This window comes from Silvanigrella paludirubra (genome assembly GCF_009208775.1).
Classification (GTDB): Bacteria; Bdellovibrionota_B; Oligoflexia; order Silvanigrellales; family Silvanigrellaceae; genus Silvanigrella; species Silvanigrella paludirubra.
The window spans coordinates 150,402-176,266 of sequence record NZ_WFLM01000002.1; the positions used below are offsets into that span (position 1 = coordinate 150,402).

General features: G+C 29.3%; 19 protein-coding genes. 8 read left to right on the forward strand and 11 right to left on the reverse strand.

The window, feature by feature from the left end; translation table 11 throughout:
* Window positions 1-1,770, reverse strand: a complete 1,770-nt coding sequence (gene ggt / locus GCL60_RS04930) for a gamma-glutamyltransferase (protein WP_153418807.1) — start codon at window positions 1,768-1,770, stop codon at window positions 1-3.
* A 153-nt stretch (window positions 1,771-1,923) separates the two neighbouring features.
* On the opposite strand from ggt, the gene GCL60_RS04935 reads away from it, so the two are divergent.
* Window positions 1,924-2,868, forward strand: coding sequence for an NAD(P)-dependent alcohol dehydrogenase (locus GCL60_RS04935; RefSeq protein WP_153418810.1), 945 nt, complete (start codon window positions 1,924-1,926; stop codon window positions 2,866-2,868).
* Between the two features lie 10 nt (window positions 2,869-2,878).
* Here GCL60_RS04935 and GCL60_RS04940 read toward each other — a convergent pair whose 3' ends face one another.
* On the reverse strand, window positions 2,879-3,856 hold the full coding sequence (locus GCL60_RS04940) for a DNA polymerase III subunit delta (RefSeq protein WP_161998087.1): 978 nt from the start codon (window positions 3,854-3,856) through the stop codon (window positions 2,879-2,881).
* 191 nt (window positions 3,857-4,047) lie between these two features.
* Here GCL60_RS04940 and nrfD point away from each other — a divergent pair, with 191 nt between their 5' ends.
* A complete protein-coding gene (gene nrfD / locus GCL60_RS04945; protein WP_153418814.1) occupies window positions 4,048-5,457 on the forward strand; it encodes an NrfD/PsrC family molybdoenzyme membrane anchor subunit in 1,410 nt (469 codons plus the stop codon).
* A gap of 49 nt (window positions 5,458-5,506) precedes the next feature.
* Here nrfD and GCL60_RS04950 read toward each other — a convergent pair whose 3' ends face one another.
* Entirely contained in the window at window positions 5,507-8,260 is a 2,754-nt protein-coding gene (locus tag GCL60_RS04950) for a hypothetical protein (protein WP_153418816.1), read from the reverse strand.
* A gap of 322 nt (window positions 8,261-8,582) precedes the next feature.
* Between GCL60_RS04950 and GCL60_RS04955 the strand changes: the two genes are divergently transcribed.
* A complete protein-coding gene (locus GCL60_RS04955; protein ID WP_153418818.1) occupies window positions 8,583-9,101 on the forward strand; it encodes a hypothetical protein in 519 nt (172 codons plus the stop codon).
* Window position 9,102: 1 nt separating this feature from the next.
* Here the strand turns inward: GCL60_RS04955 and GCL60_RS04960 are convergent, their stop codons facing one another.
* Together GCL60_RS04960 and argH are read right to left on the reverse strand one after the other, a co-directional pair.
* Window positions 9,103-9,903 (reverse strand): transporter substrate-binding domain-containing protein, encoded by an 801-nt coding sequence (locus GCL60_RS04960; protein ID WP_153418820.1) that lies wholly within the window; start codon window positions 9,901-9,903, stop codon window positions 9,103-9,105.
* 15 nt (window positions 9,904-9,918) lie between these two features.
* Window positions 9,919-11,217: an argininosuccinate lyase gene (gene argH, locus GCL60_RS04965; RefSeq protein WP_153418822.1), complete on the reverse strand. Its 1,299-nt coding sequence runs from the start codon at window positions 11,215-11,217 to the stop codon at window positions 9,919-9,921.
* 354 nt (window positions 11,218-11,571) lie between these two features.
* Here argH and GCL60_RS04970 point away from each other — a divergent pair, with 354 nt between their 5' ends.
* A complete protein-coding gene (locus tag GCL60_RS04970; protein WP_153418824.1) occupies window positions 11,572-12,903 on the forward strand; it encodes a hypothetical protein in 1,332 nt (443 codons plus the stop codon).
* Window position 12,904: 1 nt separating this feature from the next.
* On the opposite strand, the gene GCL60_RS04975 is transcribed toward GCL60_RS04970, so the two are convergent.
* Window positions 12,905-14,074 carry an MFS transporter gene (locus GCL60_RS04975; protein ID WP_153418826.1) on the reverse strand — a complete coding sequence of 390 codons (1,170 nt, stop codon included), beginning with the start codon at window positions 14,072-14,074 and terminating at the stop codon, window positions 12,905-12,907.
* Window positions 14,071-16,392 carry a RelA/SpoT family protein gene (locus GCL60_RS04980; protein ID WP_153418828.1) on the reverse strand — a complete coding sequence of 774 codons (2,322 nt, stop codon included), beginning with the start codon at window positions 16,390-16,392 and terminating at the stop codon, window positions 14,071-14,073. The genes GCL60_RS04975 and GCL60_RS04980 overlap by 4 nt, the downstream gene beginning before the upstream one ends.
* A gap of 103 nt (window positions 16,393-16,495) precedes the next feature.
* Between GCL60_RS04980 and GCL60_RS04985 the strand changes: the two genes are divergently transcribed.
* Complete coding sequence (locus GCL60_RS04985) at window positions 16,496-16,960, forward strand: hypothetical protein (protein ID WP_153418830.1); 465 nt, start codon at window positions 16,496-16,498, stop codon at window positions 16,958-16,960.
* Window positions 16,953-17,900: a hypothetical protein gene (locus tag GCL60_RS04990; protein ID WP_153418832.1), complete on the forward strand. Its 948-nt coding sequence runs from the start codon at window positions 16,953-16,955 to the stop codon at window positions 17,898-17,900. The genes GCL60_RS04985 and GCL60_RS04990 overlap by 8 nt, the downstream gene beginning before the upstream one ends.
* Window positions 17,901-17,907: 7 nt before the next feature.
* Here the strand turns inward: GCL60_RS04990 and GCL60_RS04995 are convergent, their stop codons facing one another.
* The 4 genes from GCL60_RS04995 to gpmI all read right to left on the reverse strand — a co-directional run bounded on the left by GCL60_RS04995 (window position 17,908) and on the right by gpmI (window position 22,721).
* Complete coding sequence (locus GCL60_RS04995; RefSeq protein ID WP_153418834.1) at window positions 17,908-18,921, reverse strand: KpsF/GutQ family sugar-phosphate isomerase; 1,014 nt, start codon at window positions 18,919-18,921, stop codon at window positions 17,908-17,910.
* Between the two features lie 30 nt (window positions 18,922-18,951).
* Window positions 18,952-19,956, reverse strand: a complete 1,005-nt coding sequence (locus GCL60_RS05000) for an SseB family protein (RefSeq protein ID WP_153418836.1) — start codon at window positions 19,954-19,956, stop codon at window positions 18,952-18,954.
* Window positions 19,957-20,037: 81 nt separating this feature from the next.
* Window positions 20,038-20,967, reverse strand: coding sequence for a nucleoside triphosphate pyrophosphohydrolase (mazG, locus tag GCL60_RS05005; protein WP_153418838.1), 930 nt, complete (start codon window positions 20,965-20,967; stop codon window positions 20,038-20,040).
* A complete protein-coding gene (gene gpmI / locus GCL60_RS05010; RefSeq protein WP_153418840.1) occupies window positions 20,964-22,721 on the reverse strand; it encodes a 2,3-bisphosphoglycerate-independent phosphoglycerate mutase in 1,758 nt (585 codons plus the stop codon). Before gpmI ends, mazG begins: the two co-directional genes overlap by 4 nt.
* Window positions 22,722-22,833: 112 nt before the next feature.
* Between gpmI and GCL60_RS05015 the strand changes: the two genes are divergently transcribed.
* Both GCL60_RS05015 and sohB read left to right on the forward strand, forming a co-directional pair.
* Window positions 22,834-24,777 carry a protein-disulfide reductase DsbD family protein gene (locus GCL60_RS05015; protein ID WP_153418843.1) on the forward strand — a complete coding sequence of 648 codons (1,944 nt, stop codon included), beginning with the start codon at window positions 22,834-22,836 and terminating at the stop codon, window positions 24,775-24,777.
* 18 nt (window positions 24,778-24,795) lie between these two features.
* Complete coding sequence (gene sohB, locus GCL60_RS05020; RefSeq protein WP_153418845.1) at window positions 24,796-25,860, forward strand: protease SohB; 1,065 nt, start codon at window positions 24,796-24,798, stop codon at window positions 25,858-25,860.
* Window positions 25,861-25,865: the final 5 nt, after the last annotated feature.

The following is a 25,865-nucleotide window of genomic DNA, read 5'->3' on the forward strand; positions in this document are numbered from 1 at the left end:
TTATTTTTCAAAGACACCTATGGCAGCATCACCTTCGGATCTAGGATCAGAGGCGCCAAAATAAATTTCATTTTGTATTTTTTGTTCTGCTGCCTGTATAGAACCAAAGGGTCTACTTTGGTTTAATTTATGACCCATACTTTTTAATTTTTCAATTGTATCTTCGCTTAATCCCTCTTCATAATAAATTTCATCTGGCCATAACTGACTATGTGTTCTTGATCTTGATAATGAAGTTGCTATATTTAAATTATAATCAATGTAGCCAACTAAAAAATTAAAAATTTGGGTAATTATACGGCTTCCTCCTGGAGCTCCGGTTGCTAATAAAGGTTCATTCTTTTCATTTAAAACTAATGTTGGCGTCATAGAACTTAATGGTCTTTTTGAAGGCTCAATTGAATTTGCTTCCCCTTGAATGAGTCCAAAAGAATTTGCTGCGCCTACCTTAATTGTAAAATCACCCATTTCATTATTTAAAAGAATTCCTGTTCCTTTAACAACTTTGCCATTTCCAAATAAAAAATTGAGAGTATAAGTATTTGATACCATATTTCCATCTTTATCAATCACCGAAAAATGAGTTGTATTTCCATTTTGATTTGCTTCAATTTTTAGACCATTTGTCTGAATTTCATTTGATGGTGTATGATAATCTTTATTCATTTTTTCAAATATTTTTCTAGCATATGATTTAGAAATAAGTTGCTCAATAGGATTTTTTACAAAATTAGGATCACCTAACTGTGTATTTCTATCATAATATGCGTAATTCATTATTTCAGTTACAATATGATAATATTTAGCACTATTTAATGAAATTTCTTTCATATTAAAATTTTCAAGAATATTTAGCATTTCAATTAAAGTAACACCGCCTGAACTCGGAGGAGGAACGGATAAAATTTGATACCCACGGTATGTTCCAATAATAGGTTCCATTTCTTCGGCTTTATAATTTTTTAGATCCTCTTTTGTTATAAGACCACCATTGACTTCCATATCTTTTACAATTTTATCGGCAATAGCTCCCTCATAAAATGCCTTTGTCCCCTGCTTAGAAATGAGCTCAAGAGTTTTTGCTAAATCACTTTGAACTAATAAATTTCCTATAAATTTTGGTTTTTTATTTTCATCAAAAAATATTTTTACAGATTCATCACTTGTTAAAAGAAGATCTTTATCTTTAACAAGTGATTTATATAAAGGGTGACTTATTTTAAATCCTTTTTTTGCTAAATCAATTGAAGGTTGCATTACTTTACTTAAAGACATTGTACCGTATTTTTTTAAAGCCATGTTTAAACCATAAACAGTCCCAGGAACGCCAACAGATTTGTAGCTTTTATCAACAATATCTCCATTTACAGATAAGTCTTTATTTAAAAACATATCCTTATATGCTTTTTTGGGAGCAGTTTCTCTATAATTTATAACAATAGATTTTTTTTGTTTATTTAACCAAATTAACATAAATCCACCGCCACCAATATTTCCCGCTTTAGGTAAAGTAACAGCAAGAGCATATCCAACAGCAACGGCAGCATCGACAGCATTTCCACCCTGACTTAAAATTTGGGCACCTACTCGTGATGCTATTTCTTCTTGAGTAACGACAATACCCTTTTTTCCAAAAACAGGATTGAATATCTGAGTTGTTTCAGTAATAGGAAAATCTTGTTTATTTTTAATTTCTTTAGAATAAGAATTAAACGATGTTAAAAATAATAAATTTACAAATATTAATAAGCATATTTTATTTGCTCTCATATTTAAATCCTTTCATTATCAGACAGATAAAAGATGACGAGAATCCCTTTTAATAATTCATATAGTATACAAAATAAAACAAATGTTTTATATAATAATTTGAACTTCAAGTAATCTTTTTTTTCACCGCAGCTAATAAAAGGAAACAAATTTATGAAAACATTGAATTATGATCGATACGGTGATTCTAGTGTTCTAAAAATATGTGAAGTAGCAATTCCTATTCCTAAAAAAAATGAAGTTCTTATAAAAATAAATAGTGTTGCCATTAATCCATTAGATTGGAAAATTCGAAATGGCATGCTAAAAATAATAACTGGAAATCATTTTCCTAAAAACATAGGCTGTGAGTTTTCTGGAATAGTTGAAAAAATGGGTGAAGAAATTAATGAAAATTTAATCGGAAAAAAAGTTTTTGGATTTGCAGATAATCCTATGAAAAATGGAGTTCTTAGCGAATACATTTGCTCAACGTTAAATTGCATTCAAGAAGTCCCATCAACTCTTTCTTTAGAAGAAGCTTCTGCTGTTTCTGTTTGTGGTCTTGCCGCTTTACAATCTTTAAAAACAATAGCCCAAGCTCAATCTGGCCAGAGTATATTAATTCATGGATGTACAGGCGGAATAGGATTATTTTCGATCCAATTAGCAAATAAAATGGGATTAAATATTTATGGAGTTTGCTCAACAAAAGGAGTTGAAATTTCTAAAGAATATGGCTGCCATGTCGTCATTGATTATAATAAAGAAAATATTTTAAATATAAAACAAAAGTTTGATATTATTTTAGATTTATCTAGCAAACTGACCTATTCAAATGCAAAAAATATGATGAATCCAAGTTCTATATATATTGACCCCAATGCAACACCAGAGGTGATGTTAAAATCATTTTTTATTAATTTAGTATCCTCAAAAAAATGTAAAGTATTGTTAACAAAATTTAACAAAGAATTTTTAAATGAATTAACAACTTTTTTAAAAAATGGACTTAAAGTAAAAATATTTAAAACATATTCTTTTGAAAACTCGATCATTGCCTATAAAGAAACAGAACAAAATGGATCCATTGGTAAAACAATTATAAAACTATTTTAATAAACTCTTTTTAAGACAACCAAGCAATCAACTCTGCCGCAAGCCATTTGTGCGCATTTTTTTGTGTCCGTAAATAAAGTTCAATTTTAGGAGCTGCAATAAAAAATTGAGTTAATTTTTCTTTATTAAGAACTTGCATTGCTTTTTGGATTCGCGCTTGTGCAGGAAACGGAATAAATGATTTTTCAAATGCAGTACGTAAATTTTTTGTTTCTTCTAAATTTTTCATAACAAAACATACTTGTTTTAAAAAGTAAACAAGAGCCATAAAAACACTCGAAGCCTCTTCTCCACAAGATTCACACTGAGACATTCTAAGCTCTAATAAAAATATATCTCCTTTAGAAATGGCTTCTGCAACATGAAACCCATTCACTTCTGGGTTTCCTACTAAAGCCTCTGAAAATGTCATTCCCGTCTTTTCCATAAGAGCGAAATGTATATCACATGCAATTAGATCACCAGAATATGTTTCAATTGCTAAATGAGATAGCTCCATAATTTCATTTTTAGATTTTTTAGATAGTGATGAATAGCGACAAGCCAAAGTCTCAACAGATTTATACAACTCTAAATCGTTCGGCTCATAGCATAAGTACACGCAACCTAAATTTTGAAAATCTGTTTCTTTAATGATATTGCGATAAGAAACAGGTGCAAAAAAATAAGCTGAAGACTCTAAAGGAACAGGCAGTCTTTTGATCTGTTTTTTTTCTTCTTCCCATTGCTTGGCTGTCATTTTTTCAGGCAGCACAACAATGCTCTTTTGTTGTGCAAAAAATAAGGATCCTGCAGCAGCGTATTCCATGTAGTCTACAATTGCATTTTTACCGCTAAAAAACTGTGGTGATTTTTGTGATTCTAAAAAGATTTTTTCATCTACAATTTTTTTATAAATTGAATTTTCACTCAATATTACTTTTATCATTGCAGATTTATCATCTGCAATAAGATTTAACATTAATTTTGAAGCATCAATACGTTGCATAATTTCCTTTAATAATTTAATAGCGGATAAGAAAAACATTTGAGTTTCTTATTCACACGACAATAATTTGTTGAGTGAACTATGTGAAGTATTTTTTTGATAATTTTTCCCGTATACTTGATCACGTAGTGCAAATTCGTTAAACCTCACTTGGTTTTTTATTTTTGACCTATATCTAATACAGGTGAACCATGGAACATTCGGTTGAACTTCAGGGCAGAGATCCAGTAGATAGAAGGCCTGCTCTTGTTACAGGAAAAGATCCTTCTTTTCATATGGTAACACAATCAGTAGCCTCTCTCGCCGGTCGCAAAGCAGGGCCAGGCTGGCATATTACATTTTTCCTTTCGACACTAGGAGTCGTTCTTTTATTCGTTTCTCTTGGATATCTTTTTTGGGAAGGTATTGGTGTTTGGGGAAATAATAACAGAGTGGACTGGGCATGGGATATCACCAACTTTGTTTTTTGGATTGAAATTGCTCACGCTGGTACACTTATTTCTGCAATTCTTCTCTTGTTTCGTCAAAAATGGCGTACATCGATTAATAGACTTGCAGAAGGTATGACTATTTTTGCTGTTATGGCTGCCGCTATTTTCCCAGCTGTACATATTGGTAGACCTTGGTTTGCTTATTGGTTATTTCCTTTTCCAAATCAAATGTCCATGTGGACAAACTTTAAGAGCCCTCTTGAATGGGACGTTTTTGCAGTTAACACTTATTTAAGTATTGGTATCATTTTCTGGTTTGTTGGAATGATTCCCGATTTTGCAACCCTACGCGATCAAGCAAAATCTAAAATAGGAAAATTTGCTTACGGATTAGTAGCTCTTGGTTGGACAGGTTCTGCTCGGCAATGGGTTAACTATGAAAGAGCTTGTATTCTACTTGCCGGAATTGCAACACCTGCCGTATTCTCAACTGCGGGCATTGTTTCCTTAGACTTTGCGACTTCCATTCTTCCTGGTTGGCATGCAACTATCTTTCCTCCTTATTTTATTGCTGGCGCAATTTTCTCAGGATTTTGTCTTTGTTTAAATTTACTTATTATGGTTCGTTCAATATTTAATTTTAAAGACTTAGTTACTGACAGACATATAGATATCTGTGCTCGCTTTATATTATTTACAAGCATCATTATGGCTTATGTTTATGTAATCGAGTTTTTTACTATTTTTTATAGTGGCAACCCTTATGAAAAATTTTGGAACTGGAACCGTATCAACGGACCTTATGGCTGGGCATACTGGGCAATGGTCATTTTAAATATCGCTATTCCACAAACATTTTGGATTAAAAAATTCCGCCAAAATATAATTTGGTTATTTATTGCTGCCATTTTAATTAATATTGGAATGTGGCTTGAGCGTTTTGTGCTTATTGTTACTACTTTAAGCCGTACCTTTTTACCAAGTTCTTGGGGCTATTTTATTCCATCTTTCTGGGATATTTCTTTATTTATTGGATCAATTGGACTATTTTTCCATTTATTCTGTTTATTTGTTCGTTACCTTCCTATGATCAATATGTCGGAAGTGAAATCTGTTATGCCTCAAGCAGATCCACATTTAAAACCTGATTTAACTTCATTCAAAAAATAAATTAAACTTTAAAAAAATCACCCTTCATTAGATAAAATAGGGTGATTTTTTATAATGATGTGGTCACAGATTCACTGTCATCTAATGATTGGACTAAATCTTCCCATTCTTTATTATTCTCAATGGGCTTTGGAGCTTTAAAAAAAGAACGATAAATATCATCATGACTTGCAAAATGTATCAATTCACTTACTTTAGAATTTTCAACTTTTAAAAGTGGCATATATAATTGTAAAGAAATATCTACTTCTTGAAGGAATCCATCTACAAAATATTTCAAATAATCTTCAAATATTTGAATTTCTTTAGCAACTGTAAACATTCTAATTATTATTTTTGTATACGTGTAAATAATTTTATCCATTTCATCTGTATCACACAAACGGTATGATTTATAATCATTAAATTCTGATTCAGGCATATATCCCATATTATTTTCTTTAGGATTATAATATTTTTTATCTCTTGTATTATATTTTTGAGTGAGCTCCATTAATTCATTTATATTATTATTTATTTTTAACATTAATTTTGAAATATTTTCTAGCCGTTTATCTTGCAACTCTGTAATTGCTTTCATATAACGAGTTGGAAAATAGTTTCTATTTTCTTTGTAAAAATCATAGCAAGGACGCCAAAATTTATCTTGTTCACTTCCTGGCTCAACTTTGTCTCGTTTTCTTTTTTCAATAATATATTTTTCCATTAATTGATTCCAAAATTTTTGCTCATGCTCGTCTATTTTAGAAGTAACATAAGAAACACCCATACTAAAAATAATTTTGAAGGGCATTATTGCAAAACTTGAAAGAATATTATGTGTTAAAGAATCAGAAATAAAATGAATAAAATTATCCGTTATCTTTACAACTCCAGTTCCGGCCTGCACAACATTTAAAGCAGAATAGGCTCCAGACATAACTTTACATATTATCTCATATCTCTTCTCTACATTTTCACTTGCATAATCAGAAATTAGCGAAGAAATAATATTAAATACCAAAATTCCACCTGCAGAAATTGCGGCATTAATACCATTAATTTGCTCTTTAGCTGAAAGAGACAATTGATCTACATTTATATTTTTAAAATAAATAGGCCCTACCACTTTTGTAGCAATAATTCCTGGTTTTGTTACTGCTTGGTAAGCATCGGATTCCGACTTTATAAAAATGTCTCTTAAACGAATATCAATACTACTATTCTGTCCAAAATGTTTAAGATACTGGTTTGTTTTATCAATAGAAAGCTCTCCAGTTATCATTGAATCAAAAATAAGTCTAGCAAAACTTTCTCTAACTTCTTTATTATCTATTTTTAAATGTTTTTTTAGAGATTTTTTAATAGTCTCATAATTATTTGGATTCCTATTAACATGAATTCTCAAAAACTCTGAAAAAGAAGAGTTTGTTTCAAATAATAAACTTATAGATTTATATAAATTTAATTTTACTGTTTCTATTTGAATTTGTAATGGTTGTTTTAAAATTAATGTATATCTATAATAATTCATTAATTTCATATAATCTTCTTGTAAATTATGGTGATTTACTTTTTTTGTTTTAAGATCTTCTATTTTTTCTATTAAATTTATATAATAAGTAAACAAAGTCGTCATATTAAAATTATATTGACCATTTTTACTAACCGACTTAATAACTTCATTCATTATTTTTTTAGATTTTTCCATTTCAAATAATTCATAATCATAAGAATTTCTAAAAACAGGTAAAGAATTTTGAAAAGCGGAATTTGAATTTAATGATAAATATCCTTCTGGAATAGCTAAACGTCTTGCTTTATATCTATCTTTTTTTAATATTTTTTTCCCTTTTTTATAAATAATACCACCCAATCTTGTTCCAATGCTTCCACCAGCTGTAATACTTCCCGTTATAGCTGCAGATGCGGCATTTGCAGCTATAGCTGCAGCATACCCAGGTGCCCCAACAGGAGGAAAAACAATAACAATAGAAATTAATAATAAATCTACCAGAGTACTTGCTGTTAATGAAAATATTTCTGCCGGTGAAAGCTGAATATGATATTTAAATTTATCTCCATAATTTCTACTTAATGCTATTTTTTCAAGATTTTTATTAAATTGATTATAAAAATTTCTTCTATCTAAATTCATTCCATTATTGATGTATTTATTATGAATTTCACCTAAATACTCGTCATGGAATGATTTAATGCTTTCAAAAGTAGACTTATACAAGTCTAAATTTTTTATTTGAGATTTTGATTTATTTAAAATTTCATATGACCTAATATTTATTAAATTTCTATTATAATCATTTGTATTTTTTGAATGAGCTAAATCTTCAAAAAATTTTTCTAAGCTTCTATAATAAGAAATAAATATATCATAATTTTCGAATTTAGAAATAACATTAATAGTATTATTAATTTCATTTTGTTTTATTTTATAAAGAGAAGTTAATAAATTTTTGAAATTTTCATATTTTTGTGCTTGTGAAAAATTTAAATTTTCATTACTAATGAATTCAGCAAGAATATATGGAAACTCACTTTTAGTTTGATTTTCATTTTTTATTTCATTAATATTATTTAAATATTTTAAGTAATTTCTTCGATAAATAAAAACAGAAAAATAAGCTATACATATCCTATAAGAAGTATAATAATAAGTATAAAATTCTTCTTCACTTAAGATTACTTCAGATGCTATTTTCTTTTTTTTATAAAGTTTTTTTTCTTCTTCTTTTAATCTATTTTTCTCTATTTCTTCTGGAGTCCTAAAACAGTTCTTAACTTTTGTTTTTAATCTATTAAGCATAGATAAAATCCTTCAAAATATAAACAACCCTATTTTTCGTTCGTTATTCTATTGAGAAAGATTATTATCCTATATAAATAATAAAGAAATCATTAACTAAAAATGACATTTGCATGCCTGAACCGACATAATCAGTATGTTATTAAAATTATTATGAATTTATTACTAACAGCTTTATTTCTCTTTAAATCTGCTAATAATGATTATCATAATCAAAAATAAAAAAAGAATAAAATTTGCTAAAAATAACATATTCTTATATAAAAATTACGCCTTGGAAATTTTTAGTGAATAAATTTATTTTGTTTAAATAAGAGAAGATATGCTTAAAAAATTAATTTTAATGATAATTACTTTTACTAATCACAATATTTCCTTTGCTTTATTCAAGATTGAATTCATAAACTATTCCAATTTAAAAATAAATTTTATTCATTATAATTTGGCCAACTCTCAAAGTACTTTCGAAATTCCTTCTGAATTTGTGAATGAGCTTCAATCCTTAGAAGCAGGTGAAAAATTAAGATTAAAACCATTAGATCATATTATTCTTGAAAATAAATACAAAATTTCTTTTGCTACCCAACAAACTGAATGTTCATGGATACATATTTTTAGTAAAAAGAAAAAAGCTCATGGATGGGATATATCTATTTATGTAAATGATAAGCATAAAGGAACAATTTGTGCTAACAAAAAATCTATTTTAGATTATGAAATGAATGCGAGATTATCTTTCCTTAAAGATTTAAATCACAATTCATTTTTACAATTTTACAATTTAGGATGGTGGCCAAATGATAGCATATTTCCCAATTCATTAAATGTTAAATTAGAGTAAGCTATTTATTTTTAGTTAGACTAATAAAATTTTTCTCATAATCTTTTTCATACTGACCTGATTTTTTCCAAAAATTTAAATAATCATTAAATGAATGAAGCAATTCATCATCTTTTAAACGGACTGCAACACCAAAATATTCATTTTGAACATTTGTATTTTTATATTCAAAAATATCATTAAATTTCTTTTGAAGTATTTTTGTATTATTTGTGTCAGTAACAATGGCATCTATTTTATTATTTCTTAAAGCATTTATAATATCAGCAGTTTCATTAAATTTTAATATTTTTGCTTTAGAAAGGTTTTTAGTCACATAAAAATCACTAGTATAGCCAACACGAACTCCAATTTTATATTGCTCATCATTTAGCATTGAAATATCTTTAATTTTTTCAAATTTTACATTATTTTTTCTATATAAATAACTAAGACCATCTTTAAAATAGGGCTCACTAAATAGTACTGATTTTTTACGATCCGCTGTGATTGTCATTCCTGAAGCAATTAAGTCACATTTTTTTGTATTTAAAGCGGGTATTATTCCATCAAAGTGGTAATCAATTACTTCTAGTTTTGCATTTAAATATTCAGCATAGCCTTTCACCATATCTATATCAAAACCTACCCAGCCTTCTTTTGTATTTACAGAAAAGGGTATAAAGCCCCCTGCAGTACATACTTTAATGACTTTAGTGTTTTTAATTTTTTCTAACGAATTTCCTTCTTGCGGAAACGAACTTAAAGAAATTAAGTTTAAAACAAGAATTAATTTTAATTTTATTATATTTAATATTTTCATATTTTTCCCTAATCATTAAATTATTTTTAATTGAATTAAAGAGGGATATATAAATGCTGAAATTTTATCACACTCTTCTTTTGTTAAGTTTTTAAAATATTTGTTACTTTCTAAACAATAAATTACTAAATTTCCGATTAGCTCATGAGCTTGACGAAAAGCAACACCAGATTTAACAAGCTCTTCAAGCAAATGTGTAGACCAAATATAGCTATCTACAGTCGATTTTTTCATAATTTCTTTTTGAAACTGAAGAGATTCTATAAATGGAATAAATATTTCCAAACAATTTTTTATGGTATCAACTGTATCAAACAAACCTTCTTTATCTTCTTGAAGATCTTTATTATAACCTATAGGTAAAGCTTTCATAATAGTTAAAATTCCAAATAAATGCCCAAATACTCTTCCCGTTTTACCACGAATTAATTCGGGAATATCTGGATTTTTTTTATTCGGCATTAAAGAGGAACCTGTGGCAAAAGCATCATCTAATTTAATAAAACCAAATTCTTCCGTTGCCCAAACAATAATATCTTCACAAAAACGTGATAAATGAGTTATTAATATACTTGAAGTAGATATAAATTCTATGACAAAATCTCTATCACTAACTGCATCTAAAGTATTTTGTATAATTCCACTAAAATTAAGTTTCTGTGCTACAAAAATTCTATCTATTGGTAATGTAGTTCCTGCTATAGCCCCTGCTCCCAAAGGAGAGAAGTTCATCCTTTTAAAACAATCTTCTAAACGGCTTAAATCTCTCTCAAACATGGAAGAATAAGCTCCAAAATATTTTTCTAGAGAAATAGGCTGGGCTCTTTGCAAATGAGTATAACCAGGCAGCATGGTATTTTTGTTTTGTTGACTTAAATTTTTTAACGTAACTAATAAAGATTGAATTTGATTTTTTATATTTAAAATTTCTTCTCTTAAATAAAGCCGAAGATCCAAGGCAACTTGATCATTACGACTTCTAGCCGTGTGGAGCTTTTTTGCGACATCGCCTACTTCTTTTAAAAGCAGCAATTCAATATTCATATGAATATCTTCAGCTTCTTCTGTAAATTCAACCTTTTGATCAATTATTTTTTGTTTTATATTCTCTAGTCCCTTAATAAGGATTTGAGATTCTTCCAAAGTTATAATCCCTTGAACCCCTAACATTTCCGCATGGACCTGACTTCCTAATATGTCCTGCATGGCAAGCTTTTGATCAAAAAGAATGGAAGCATTGAATTTTACTGTTTTTTTATCAAGTGGCTTTTTAAATCTGCCACCCCATAATTGTTGTGTAGAAGCTATATTCATATGAAAATCCTTTTAAAATAAAAATGAAATCTAAATTAGTATAAATATTTAATAATATTAAATTTATTTAAAATTTGAGTTTAAGATTTGCTGTAAAAGAGTATGGTTCGTCGTAACATGTGGGCCCTAACTTCTCAAAAATGGATAAAAAACCAAAATATGGCTATTTATCCATTACCCTCTTTTTATAGCGAATGCAAGAAAATTTAAACAATCTAAAATTTTTTGTTTGAATTGATCGTTTATGACAATTTAAACCTTCGAATATTATTTTAATTTCATTATAACTTAATCATATCTTAACAATATAATTAATATAATATATTGTTATTAAACTATACTAAAGGGTATATTATGAATGATATCTATACAGACTTTATTATAGATTATGCTAAAAATAAAGATAATTATGGAAAATATAAAATTATAATATATGAACTTCAGTCACTTTCTTGTTCTGATTTAGGAAGCTTTCATAATTTTGTAGACTCAACTGCGATTGAATTACTTTATCAAAATAATTCAGCTTTACGTCTTGCAGATTGCCCAAAAAATTTTGAATATAATGGTTCTATAAAATATAGAAATTTTTTAAATTCTATTGATTTAAATTTTTTATTTAAAAATAAAGATAAACTTGAAGAAAAACATATAAAATATATTAAATATCTAATTGCAGATAATAAAAGAAAAAAAGATCTCATTCCGTTAGGAATTAATGGAATTTATGAATCAGATTCATTTATTTGCTCTATTTTAGAATCTAAAATTAAACAAAGATTAATTTTAAATACAGATAAAGAATTACAAAACTATATACCAAATGTTTATTTATTTCATAAAGACGAATTAAGTGAAAATAATATTAAAAATTTAGAAAATAGAATTAGATCACATTTTGGTAATTATACTGAAATTATTATAAAGCAAGAAGGTAATAGAGGAAGCGGCAATCATTTTATTACACTTTATCCCAATGCTAAAATATTTAATGAAGATATGATAAAATCTTTAATTCATAAATCATATCTTGATTCTGGTTTAATAATGATAGAAGAAATCTCTAAGATAGCAACTCTTTCTAAAAATAATAAAAATTACGCAAGTACATATAGAGCAGCGGCAGTATATCATAAAAATAATTTTTTTAATGCAATTAATATATTCCGCGAGAAAAGCCCTAAAAATGAACTTGATTCCCACAAATCAAATACAATTGACATATTTTCACTAAAAAATCCTATTAGTATATTAAGAAAACCAAATGAAAAAAATATAGAAAATATTATAAATGACTTAAATAGTGAAAAAAAATATAATTATTATGAATCAGAAATAGAAAAAGACAAAGCTTATAGAAATTTAAACTTAATGAAATGCAAACCTGAGCTTTATAATATTTTCAAAAAAATAGGTGATTATTTAATTTATATTCATAATGATAAAATTATCAATGATATTTATAATAAATATTTAAAGAACAATGAAATCCAAATAGGGAAAATATTCTTTTCTAGTGAATTAGCAAAAACATCTTGTTTAAATATTCTCAATAGTTTGATTTTAGATAGAAAAAAATTCGTTTATGCTGAGTTTCAAAGAACAAATAAAATACAATCCCTTATTAATAAAAACAACTTCTCGTTTTCTAATTATTTATTTTATAGTAAATTGAAAATTCATTAATTTATTCTTTAACTTTATATACATATCTAACAAAAGCTGCTGTAATCATAATAATTAACAATGCTAAAATTAAAATCAATTTACTACCTGTAATAGAAGATAGCGGAAGTATATTTTTCACTAAAATAGTTGATAAACTGAAAAGAAAAAAAGCTAACGATTGCATTGTTGCCTGAGCACCGGTTGGTGAATATTTAGCTATGATGGAAAGCACGATTGGGAAAATAAAAAAGTTTTGCAACATATCAAATGATGAAAATATTCCTGGAAGAATAGGAGAAATATCACCTAAATTTCTAATAAAAAGATTAACCATTAAAAAAATGATAAAAAAGGAGCTGATCAAAATTACATATAACATTTTGATGTTTGTTTTTAAAAACTTTAAACACACAAATAAAAGAAATAAAATAGAAAATAAAGATGTTAACCAAAATGATAACGTGTTTGGAAAGGAAAATATTTTAGAGGAAATGGTAGTTGAAGCTCCAATGAAAAGACAAAATAACATAGCTCCAGCAAGAAAATAAGAGGTTTTTTTAGTTATTTTTTCACTTCTCTCATTATGATCATTTAATTTTATATTTTTATTTAAGTAATAAATTATAAATGTAAACAAAAGCATACAAAAAAAAGAAATTACAAAAAACGGCATATAAGTAAAATATTTATTTATTAATTTCGCCGAAAAATACGCTGAGCCCATTGAAGCTGCACTTACTGAAATAACATATAAAATATAGCCTAAATCATGAGATATAGATGAAAAATTTGATAACTTTCCGACTAATACGCTTATACTTGGTTTTATAAATGCAGAACCAACAACTATCATAATTAAAGCGCCAACAATAAAATAAACGGATAAATATCCAGACAAAAAAGCAAATAAATACCCTACTGATAAAGCGATTCCACCATAAATTGCAGCTTTAAAATACCCTAAATATTTATCTATCATAGGCGCCATAATTAAAGGGAAAACAAGAATGCCAAAAGAAAAATATCCTCCTATATTCATGGCACTTTCCTGAGAAAATTCCAGACCTCCATTTTCAATATTTGTCATCATATAAAATATAAGAACAAATGAAACGAAAAAATATGAGAATCGTTCGATAGATTCTGCAAGAAGTAACAAAAAAAATGAGAAATATTTATTTTGTATCATCCCATTGTTCTTTCTACATAAATAACACCATCTACAGCTTCAATTTTTTGATGAATATCTTTTAACTGATGAATATCTGTTAATTCAAGTTTTAAAAGAATAACGGCTCTTTTTTGAGGGTTTGTAAAACATTCCATACCTGCAATATTAATTTGCGAAGATGAAACCATTTTAGTAATGGCAGCTAGAATTCCAGGTTTATCATGTGCTGTTATCCTTACTCTCACATTATGAACTGTAGAAGAAATAATATTCCAAGAACAATCAACACGTCTTGCAGGGTCATTTGATAATGCCCACTGACAACTAGCAGCGTGAACGGTAACACCTCGGCTACGAGAAACAAAACCTACGATAGGTTGGCCTGGTAAAGGTTCACAACAACGAGCCATACGCACTACAATTCCTGTCATGCCCTGAACACGAACGGCATCTTCACCGCCTGCTCTATTTTTACCCTGTCTTTGTTTTAAGGCTTCTTGAACCGTTCTAATTTCTTGAAACTCTTGTTGCATTGTTTTTTGAGGTTCTGCAGACGTTGCTGTCTCAACCACTTTTGGAATTTGCAATACAGACAATAATTTTTGAACAGCTGATTTTGCATCTATTTTACCATAGCCAATTTGCAAAATAAAATCTTCGTAACCACCGACGCTAAAGTATCTATGAATTTCCTGAAAAACCCCAATTTTTTGAAGTTTTTCAAAACTAGAAGAGCTTTTTGATAGTTCTTCTTCCAATAAATTTTGTCCAATTTGTTTTGAATTTGTTCTTTCTTCGCTGCGTAGCCAAGCTCTAATTTTATTTCTAGCTTTTGTTGTTGTAGTAAAGTTTAACCAATCTTTGGTCGCTCTTACTTTATTTCCAACCAACAGTTCAATTACATCACCACTATGCAGACGGGTTCTTAATGTAGCAATTCGGCCATTAATTTTTGCGCCTGTGGTTTTTAAACCTAAATCTGTATGAATGGCAAAAGCAAAATCAAGGCAAGTAGACCCTTTGCGTAATTCAAAAACATCACCTTTTGGAGAAAAGACGTAAACTTCTTCATCAAAAAGATCGACTTTAACCGCTTCAAGAAACTCATCCGGATCTGAAAGTTCTTTTTGATGTCTTACAATTTGTTTTAACCATTTAAATTTTTCAAAATCAGCGGGATTTAACTGTGTATTGTTTGGATCTTTTCTTTTTTCTTTATATGCCCAGTGTGCTGCGATCCCGTTTTCTGCAATATGATGCATTTGAGCTGTTCTTATTTGAACCTCAAGCAACTCACCTTTGGCAGCAACAATGGTTGTATGTAAACTTTGGTACAAATTGGCTTTTGGCATAGCGATAAAGTCTTTAAATCGCCCTGGCACAGGTCGGTAGATATTATGAATAATTCCTAATGTTTCATAACATTCATTTGGAGTATTTACGATAACACGTAAGGCAAATAGATCGTAAATATCTTCAAATTCAATTTGCTTGTCTGACATTTTTCTATAAATTGAATAAAAATGTTTTGCTCGCCCATATACTTTTGCATTAATATTTGCTTCTTTTAATCTTGAATCAAGATGTTCTCTTGCTTGCTCAATTATTTTATCACGTTCCGTCTTTTTTTGGGCAACTCTAGCAATTAGGCTGTAATAAACCGATGGTTTTAGCTCTCTTAAACAAAGATCTTCTAACTCTGCTTTTATTTTGTACATACCGAGGCGCCCCGCTAATGGGGCGTATATTTCAAGAGTTTCCTCAGCAATACGCTGTCTTTTTTCTAAATTTAATGCCCTTAATGTTCTCATATTATGAGTACGATCAGCAAGTTTTACGATAATAACTCTTATGTCCCTAGACATAGCAACTATCATCTTTCTAAAATTTTCTGCCATTTTTTCTTGTGAAGAACGAAATTGGACTTTTGCTAACTTAGTTAAACCTTCCACTAAGGCGGCAACAGGCTCACCAAACTCTTTTGAAACCTCTTCAACAGAAACGTGAGTATCTTCAACAACATCATGTAATATGGCGGCAATTAAAGAGGTTTCATCCATTTTAAATTCAGCTAAAATTTCGGCAACTGCTAATGGATGAATAATATAAGGTTCACCACTTTTTCGTCTTTGGCCTGCATGCAGATTATGGGCAAAACGAAACGCTTTAAATAAAGTTGTTTCCAAAGAGAAATCTAAATATTGCAGACATTTTTCTTTCAAAGAAAGATAGGCATCATTCGCAATTTTTTCTATATCTTCAGTGGGAGTATTAGAAGATTGAGACGGCGCTTCTTCCTCATTTGGAAGAGATGTTTTAATATTATCAGATCCCATTCAGGAATAACTCCCTTTGTGCTAAGAATTCGGAGAAGATGCAATAATTTGCATTATAGATTTTGCACAAAGACAAGTATTTTGTAAAGATAAGGAGAAGTTTTTGATATCTAATTTTATTTTTCATTTTGTTTTTGCTGTATTTACGATATGGGCTTGCGTTGCGTGGTTTATTCAAAATAATAGATCCTCTTCAATAAGAAACGCTTTAGTTCCTTTATTAAGCCTTAATAAAATTGAATTCCCAAAACATCGAAGCATATTTATTAGAGGAGTTAAATCATTAGAAGAAGAATTATCAATTAAAATTCAAACAAAAGTCAAAATAAATTGCAAAATAAAAGAAAACAGTATTTATAACCCCAATATATTTAGAGCATTCTGTTTGTTTTTTAATAATAATATCATTGATAATGAAAAAAACATTTTATTTGAAAATAATTATTTAACTTTATCTGAGCTTGTTATAAATATAAAAAAACGAACTAAAGTTAAAAATTTAAATTTTATACTTAATCAAACAATAGAAAAAAATTATTACTGGCTCGCGGAGATTGATAATGTTTAAATTCTTATATTGCCTATTAATAGGTATGTTTCAAACTTTTATTTTTGCAAATCAAATCGAAAAATTAACAACACAAAAAGATTCTAAAACTGAAGAAGATTCTCCAAGTATTGTGAAAGATTTTTGTGAAAAATATGACAATCAAAAAGATTTTTTTAATGACATGACAAAAGAAATATTAAGTAATGAAAAAAGAAGAGCAGAACTTGCTTCTGGTCTAGCTCGAAAAAAATATCCAAAATGTGAATTAGCAATAAAAGATTACTTGAAAAAAACTCTTTCAGAAAAAGAATATACTCCAAAACAAGGCGAACAAGCTTTTATTACATTGGGATTAATTGCAAAAATTCCTGAAGCTAGCCAAGTTATTGAAAAAGAAATTGATAAAGGATATTTAAGTAGTTGGATTGATATTCTAAAAGAAACAAATGATGCAGGGTATATTCAATCTTTAAAAAGCTGGATTAAAAGAGTTGCTAAAGAAATAAGAGAAAAAGATAACACAAAAATATTAGATCCATCTTTATACGGAAAACCATCTACCGATGGAAAAGAAATTAAATATCCCGATATGGTAAGAATTTGGACTCCTATATTGATGAATCGATTTTTAAATGAAATGATTGCTCGTAAAACAAAATTAACAGAAAATGAGTTTAATGAATTAAATATTATTTATTCTTCTACTACAACTTCTTACAGAGAAACATTTGTAGAACAAATAACTAAAATTGTTGCCAATAATCCTAAAGATTGGTTATTAAGTTACAGAAAAGAAGAGCATTGGGTCCAATTTAGACTTTTTCCCATTATGCAAAGGCTCGGAAAAAAGGATGGGAATATTAAACTAGAAATAATTTGGATTTCTAAATATCATAGCGATGGAAGAATTCGCACCTTAGCTTTAAATACTCTCGAAAAAATTGCAACTAAAAAATAAAGTTACTTTATAAAGTAACTCCTGCAGCAACAAAATCAAGCATACGAACAAGGCCTACAGCATTTCCATTATTATCTACTACTGGCATTAGATTAAATGGTGGATTTTTAGAACACATTATTTTTAAAACATCGATAGCTAGCAAACCTGGCTGAATTACGGAAGGATTTTTATTCATAAATTCCGATGCTTTTAAATCAAAAACATGAGCTCCATGTTTTTCCATTGCCTTTCTAAGATCTTTTTCTGAAATAAGACCTAAGAATTTTTTATTTTCAACCACCAAAACAGCTGCTTTAGAATATTTTGTAAATACAGAAATCACCGATTTAAAAAGATCGTCTTTTCCAACTAAGGGCAATTCATCTCCTTGAACCATAAGATTATCTGCTTTTAAAAATATTCTTTTTCCAATCGCTCCACCAGGATGATTTTTTGCATATTCTTCAATTGGATAATTACGAATTTCTACTGAAGCAGCAACAAAAAGCTGGCATAAAGCAAGAGAAGTAACAGTACTTGTTACGGGAGCTTGACTCAATGGACACATTTCTTCAAAAGGAGGAATAAGTAACACATGATTTGCTGATTTTGCTAAAGGAGAATCTTCTTTTGAGGTTAAAACAAATATTTTAACATTTCGTTCTTGTAGACCAGGTAAAAGCTGTAAAAGTTCGCTACTTTTTCCATTGTTAGATATTAAAATAACAGTATCTTCTTTTCCAACAACACCTAGATCACCATGAAAAGCTTCTGTTGGATGAACAAAGCGCGCAACAATTCCTACACTTACAAGCATAGAAACGGCAAGTTGAGCAACTTGAGCTGATTTTCCCACAGCAATAAAAAAAACTTGTTTTAATGAACTATTTGCTCTTGCACAGGCAACAAGCTCATTTGTTATTAATAAAAAACTTTTTTGAAATTGAGCATTATTTTTTAAAGTATGATTATACCATAATAAAGCTTGAGAAAAATGATCGGTTCTTTTTATTGCACTCTCAATCACAGAATTTATCATAAATAAACAAACCTCAAAATAATAAAATCATTAGTCTTTAATTGAATTATCAACAGCAGGAATTTGAGGTGGATTTTTGTCTAATAAGATAAAATTATTTTGGTGCATGGCAACCCAAAAGGAAGGATCAGGCATTACACCTACTTCAAACTGAGTTTCAATAAAATATTCATTATCTTTGCGCATAGAATCGCGGACGCTTAAGCAAAAACTTTGCACTTGTTCTTGATTTTCTTCTAAACCAACAACTCTTAAAAATACAGTGCGCAACCAACCTGAATCTTGTGGGGCATTTGGAGGAAGAATAGCTCCTAATGCAGCAGCTTCGATATTTTCAAATTCTGCTAATATTTTTAAAGCATGTTGTTTTTGGACATCATTAAACGCATCTGGTGGAAAAGCGATTTGCATTCCTTCAGATGGGGCTTGAGCAGAGCTAGCCTGTTCATTAGAAACGTTTACCTGAACAGGGCTTCTTTGGGTTTGAGGAACAATTCCCATAGCAAGCTGTTTATATTCAACTTTATTTAGAACAACAAATGGGGCACTTCCAGGGTTCACAACAATCACTTCGGCAGGACTTGGTTCTAATAATTTAAAAACATCTTGTCCACGTATGGAAACATATTGTCCCCCTTCTGCACGCCATCTACGAGCAGCCGCAGCACTTGTAAAAGCGGCTGAAAATTGAACACCTTGCGAATTTGATAAAATAGCGACATTCACACTTGGATTTTCTGCAGCAACAGTAGCTTCGTTTACAGCTGCACTTGGAGCACCCGTATCTGCAAGAGCTAATAAAAGATCAGAGAATAAAAGTTCTTGGTATACTTTTGCTCTTGTTTCTGGCGTGTCATTCCTTGCATTTTCTACTAGTGCGTTTTCCAAATGCAAAGCAGGAGTTGGTTCATTTTGTTGCTGAGCTGAATCAGAAGCCTGGGTTTCTTCAATTGTATCTGTTTGATTTCCATTTAAAGTTGGATTTTCAAACTTTTTACTTTGATCTTTTTTTCCAAATAAATTTTTTAACACCATATCATAGCTTCCTTTATAATTACGTCATACAACAGTTAGTAAACATGCTACGCCTAGCCAAATTTGGCAAGGCTTCTAAATTCACCTATATCGCCTTTTTTTAGCTTGCTTCCAAAGATCATTCCACTGCTCAAGAGAGATATTTTTTACTGAGGTTTCCGTTAATGGAGTTTCCATTTCTAGACAAATTCTCTCCATCTCTTTAAATCTATTGATAAATTTATCTATAGCAGCTCGAGCGATAAGATCAAAGTCAAAATGTTTTGCCCCTTCATTTGTTTCTTTAAAAAACTGAACTACGTTACACAAAGCATAAACAACATCACCAATTTCATCTTCAATTTTTTCTATATTTTTCTCGTTTTGCTCAATCTCATATTGAAGTTCTTTCACTTCAGAAATAACATCTTGAAACACTTCTTCTAAAGTATTCCAGCTAAATCCAACTTTTTTTGCTCTTTTTGAAACTTCTACTCCAAAGTTTAATGTTGGCAATGCTCTTTTTTTAAGAGCTTTTTTTAATAAAGAATCATTTTGTTTTGGGTTATCTATATTTTCTTTTTCTTTGATTTTATCCCATTGTTTTAACACGTCGTCTGTATTTTGAATTGTAGAATCATTTTTTTGAAATACATGAGGATGTCTTTGAATCATTTTTTTATTTATACTAGAAATAACATCATTTAAGCAAAATAAATTTTCATCATGAGCTACTTGTGCATTTAAATAAACTTGTAAAAGAACATCACCTAATTCGCTATAATAATTTTTAATTTGTTTTTCAGAAGGAATAGCATCAAACGAATTTAAGGCATCAATTGCCTCATAAGATTCTTCAATCAAATAACTTTTTAAAGAAGTTAATGTTTGCTCTTTGTCCCAAGGACATCCGTCTGGTGCTCTTAATTTGGCAATTGTATCTGCAAAATCTAAAGATAATTTAGCTAATTGATAACGTTTTGAGAAATTATTTTTTTGAAATACAACTTCATTATTAGAATTTAAATTTATTTTAAAATCTTTTTTTTTTCTGAATTAAATTCAATCAAAGACGGTTCATAGAAATCAGGTGTGTTAAAACCTGCTAAATCTAAAATTGTAGAAGCAATATTAGCAAGACCTGCATTCGGCATATCTGTTTTTAAAGAAACATTTTTTTCTAAAATTTCAGTATTATAAATTACACAAGGTACGGGCGCTAAAGTATGGCTTGTTTTTAGCTTAGGTTTTCCATTATCATCAAATATAACTTTTTTTGTTTTTTTATCTAACTCATACATTTCATCTGCGTTTCCGTGATCTGCAACTACAATTAAAATAGTATTTGTTTCTTTAGCTGCTTTCATAATACGGCCTAATGCTAAATCAACAGCGGCAACAGAAAGAACGGCAGCTGCAAAATCTCCAGAATGGCCCACCATATCTCCATTTGCAAAATTTATACGACCAATTTCAAAAGAATTATCATACATATTTTTAATTGTAATATCTGCAATTTCTGCTGATTTCATCCATGGACGTTCTTGAAAAGGGATAAGATCAGAAGGAATTTCAATATAATTTTCTAATTCAGCATTAAATTTTCCACTTCTATTTCCATTCCAAAAGTAAGTAACATGTCCGAATTTTTGTGTTTCACTGCAAGCAAATTGTTTTACAGATGCATTACACAATAATTCAGTAAGTGTTCTATCTATTGCAGGTGGAGTTACTAAAAATAATTCGGGTAATTTTAGATCTCCATCATATTGCATCATGCCTGCATAATAAATTTTAGGAAATCGCTTGCGAGGAAATGATTTAAAGTTTTGCTCTGTTAATGCTCTTGAAATTTCAATCGCTCTATCCCCTCTAAAGTTAAAAAAGATAAAACTATCGTTTTCTTCAACTGTACCTAGGGGTTTACCTTGATCGATTATAACAAATGGTGGTAAATCTTGATCATAATAGTTTTTTTCTTGGCGTAAAGTTTCAACAGCATTTAATAAGGAAGAAAATCCACGTCCTTCACCAAGTATATGAGCTTGATATCCTCTTTCAACAATACTCCAATCACTTTCATACCTATCCATGGTAACAAAAGTTCTTCCACCACCGGAAGCTACTTTACAATCGAAATGATTAGAATTTATTTCTTTTAAAAAAGAATCTAATTTTAAAATATATTCCGTTGCCGTTAATGGGCCAACATCTCTTCCATCAAGAAGAACATGTAAACGAACTTTTTGAACACCTTCACTCTTTGCGCCTTTAATTAATGCAAATAAATGATCAATATGACTATGGACATTTCCATCAGATAGTAAACCACATAAATGAAGTGTATTTTTTTTGTTTTTTAGTTCTTCTCTTCCAACAACTTGTTTCCAAGCAATACCTTCAAAAATTTTACCAGAATGAATAGCAGAATTCACAAGTTTTGCTCCCTGCGCAAAAACTCTTCCTGCCCCCAAAGCATTATGACCCACTTCACTGTTGCCCATGTCGTCATCGCTTGGTAAACCTACAGCTGTCCCATGAGCTTTTAATGTTCGAAATAAAGAACTTGAAATCAAGGTGTCTAAATTTGGAGTATAAGCTGCGTTTACAGCATTACCTGTAATAAAAGCCTCAGAAGGTAAAAGTCCTTTTTGGTTTTTGAGCTCAGATGTAATATTGGCATTTGGGTTGGTGTATCCAACTCCATCCATTACGATTGTAAGTATTTTTTTATTGCCAGAGAGAGGCGAAATTCGGTTTAATTGAAACGATTTTAATTGAGTCATTGTCTTTTTTGCTCCAAAGTTTAGCTTCGATTCTATCTATTTTCGAAGCGCTTATTTAATTTACTCATGCATTGGCAGTTGGTCAATTTAAGAAAGGGTTTAGAGGTAAAAAGTGATTTCAAAGCTAAATCAAGTTATAAAATTTTTAATCTTAGGATTATTCGTAATTCTTTCGCCTAATTTCCTAAGAGCAAATGAAATATTTGTTGCACCTGAATCTCAATTTGTAGATTCTGCAAATATAAAAGTCCAAGAAGTTGTTCAATTTAAAATTTTAAAAATTGAAAAAGAGAAAGATCTTTATAAAGCAAAAATTGAGCTTAAGACAAAAAATGATTTTAAAATATATGAAGACAAATTAAAATTTAATTTACATCCTCAAAATAATCTTCCCCATCTTTTAAAATATACATCTTTAAAACCGCCAGAGTCTTATTTTGATCCATTTTACAAAAAAGAAAAAAAAATATTTAAAAACTTATCCGTATTTTATATTGAAAGTAAATCTCCTTTTCAATCAAACGATAAGCTTGAAATTGATATTCAATCCTGTTCAAATGCAGTCTGTTTAGTTCCTGCAAAACTTGCTGTTTATATGATAGAAGGCAATTTATCCGATTTAAATAATACAAATACATTCTCAAATAAAATTAATAACCAAACCACAAATTTATCCAATCAAATTAACACTATTAAAGAACCAGTTGTAAAAAAAACAGAAATTGATACTTCCGAAAAAATTACCTTATTAAATGATAATATTGCTTTTCAAATTCAAGAAGCTTTAAAAAAAGGAAGTTGGATATTATTTCCAGCTCTTTTTCTAGCAGGCTTGCTTATGAATTTAACACCATGTGTATATCCAATGATCCCTATTACTTTAAATGTAATGTCGCAATTTGGACAAAGTAACTCCAGGAAACAAAAAATAAAATCGTTACCTTTTATTTATGTAGGAGGGATGATTATAACATACTCTCTGCTTGGTGTTTTTGCTGGTATGACAGGAAATATATTTGGTGCACAGCTAGCGAATCCTATTTTTAATTGGATAATTGCTATTGTTATGTTCTTACTAGGTCTATCTATGTTAGGTGTTTTTAATTTTACGGCAGTTCAAACTTTTGCGAATAAAATTCCTCTTGCACAAAATTATCCTAGAACGGCAGTGGTAACAATGGGCGCTGTCTCTGGTTTAATTTCCGCCCCATGTACAGGTCCCGTCCTAAGCACCATTTTGTTATTAATTGCCCAAAATAAAAATCCTGTATCAGGATTTACCTATATGTTATTTTTCGCTTTAGGCTTTGGACTTCCCTATGTAGCATTAGGTTTTTTTGGTCAACGTTTAAGTAGAATGCCCAAATTTCCACGCCTTGTTAATTTTATTAAAATATTTTTTGCATCTCTCATGTTTGCTCTTGCTTTATATTATGCTCGAGGTACTTTTCAAAAAATTCCTTTAATCCAAGATATTTTTAGTAAACCCCAACTTTTATCGATTGCAATACTCTTGTTACTTTCAATAACTTTTATTGCTCTTTCTACAAAAAAAGATATTTTAGGTAAGATTTCAAAGGTAGGCATGACATTAACATGCTGTGTTTTAGCTTTATGGCTTACCCTATTTACTTCAAATAGTTTTTTTCATCCTAAAAATATTTCACATGCGCAAAATGTAAATCCAAATGGAATTAAATGGGAAACAAACTTTGATGATGCCGTTGTATTATCTAAACAATCAGGTAAGCCTATTTTAGTAGATATCTGGGCAGAGTGGTGCACGGCTTGCCTTGAAATGGAAGAAACAACCTGGAAAGACAAAAAATTGATCGAATATATCAATACGAATTTTATCCCTGTTAAGTTAGATTATACTGAATTAGCTGATAGTATTCAAAATTTAGTTAATAGATGGGAAGTTAACGGACTTCCCGCTACAAGTTTTTTTAAAGCAAATTCAAATTTTAATGAAAAACCAGATATTTTATATCAGGGTTATGCATCAGGAAATAAAATATTAAGCGCTGCATTAAATATAAATAATAAAAATTAATTAGTGGGAGTTAACATTATGTCTAGTTCGTTATTTTCTTGGTTTCAACTTTCTCTCGGATTTTTAGGAGTGATCGGACTTTTTTTATTGTTTATTGGAATTGTTGCCTTAATTGCCATTAAAAAGAAAAAACAATCTCAAGAAATAAAAATTAATATTAAAAATTTAAATGAAATTTATAAAGAAAATAAAGATAAAATATTAAAAGAAATTTTATCAGAGAGCGAATTAAAAGAAATTGTAAAACAAGAAAAATTGGATGAAAAAGAAAAAAAGAAACTTGAAAAAACGGAAGCCAAGTCCGATGTAAAAACTGAAAAACCAAAACGTATTTTTGTTTTAGATTTCAATGGTGATGTTGCTGCATCTGCTGTTACCGTATTCAGAGAACAAGTTACAGCACTTTTACAAACAGCAAGAACATGTGATGAAGTTGTTGTTCGCTTAGAAAGTCCTGGCGGGATGGTTCATGCATATGGTCTAGCTTCATCACAGTTAGCACGCATAAAAGATCAAAAAATACCTTTAACCATTTGCGTTGATAAAGTTGCAGCAAGCGGTGGTTATATGATGGCTTGCCTTGCCGATAAAATTATTGCCGCACCTTTTGCTATTTTAGGATCAATTGGTGTTATAGCAAGTTTACCTAATTTAAATAAATTTCTTCATAAAAATGATATTGATTATTTAGAGATTACAGCTGGAGAATACAAAAGAACTCTTACCCCATTAGGTGAAATTACAGAAAAGAAAAAAGCTAAATTCCAAGAACAAATTGATGACGTTCATGAACTTTTCAAAAGTCATGTTCAAAAATATAGAAATATTGTTGATATTCAAGTTGTTGCTACTGGTGAATATTGGTATGGAATTAAGGCTCTTGAAATTAAATTAGTAGATGAGTTAAAAACAAGTGATGACTATTTATTAGAAGCTAGTAAACAGTTTGAAGTGTATCAAATTTATACTCCTAAAAAAGAGTCTTTACGTGAAAAACTTTCTGGTTCTGTAAATTCAATTATTTCCTCTGCTATTGAAAAAAATTTAACAAAGACTGAAAATAAATATCCTCTTTTTATGTAAATTTA